The 778-nt window shown below is 63.6% G+C and carries 1 protein-coding gene; it reads right to left on the bottom strand.

Going from position 1 to position 778, the window contains the following annotated elements; translation table 11 throughout:
* Window positions 1-165: 165 nt before the first annotated feature.
* Window positions 166-651 carry a CcdC protein domain-containing protein gene (locus tag ACVOMB_RS21080; protein WP_481532940.1) on the bottom strand — a complete coding sequence of 162 codons (486 nt, stop codon included), beginning with the start codon at window positions 649-651 and terminating at the stop codon, window positions 166-168.
* Window positions 652-778 lie beyond the last annotated feature (127 nt).

Here is a 778-nt window from a genome sequence, read left to right as displayed (position 1 = left end):
CCCGGCAAGGTGGCCTTGGTCGCGGTTATGAGAAAGATGCTGGTCATCCTCAATGCTCGTAAACGAGATGCGGAGGCCGCTATGGCCTCCGGCTGACAAGACAGTTGCTACAGATGCGGCTTTGCTGGTGAGGCCCCTGCCGAGCATGGCTCGGCACTACAGCAATCAGCGCAGGCGCAGCGCCAAACCTACCGCCTGCACCAACCCATAGCTGACCAAGGCCGCCGCCAAGGCCAAGGTCAACGGGCTGGCGTTACCCATGCCCTGCCCCATGCCCTGGCTGAAAGCACCGCCATACCAGCGCCAAGCCAATCGCCCGATCAGCAATACCGCCAAGGCACCGCCGATCCAGGGATTCGGCGTATAGCCGGGCTGCCCATCGCGCGAACTGATCAGCGTGTGTTTGAGTGCAAACACCCCCAAGCCAACACCGGCAACCGCGCCTGCGGCAACACCCCAGGCCACATGCGGGATATACGCCGCTGCAAGCACCAGCATCGCACTCACCAGCAACAGGATGCCGATACGAATGCCATTGCGAACGGGTCGCCACGGTTGCCAACCAAAGTGGCGACGGATGCGCCGGTAATACAACCAGCCGAACCCGGCCGTCATCAACCAAGGCATGTAGACGGGCAATGCAGCAGGCATGAAGCGTCCCTCGCGTTGTAGGAGCGGCGTAAGCCGCGAAGCTGACAATGCATCCGACATCTGTAGTGGGGGGGGCCCGGGCGCCGGGGGGGGGGGGGGGGAGAGGAGAGGCAAGCGAGGGGAGGCG

It is taken from the genome of Stenotrophomonas sp. STEN018, from assembly GCF_056760235.1.
The sequence above is the reverse complement of the archived record's forward strand: the minus strand, read 5'-3'. Positions and strand labels throughout refer to the sequence as shown.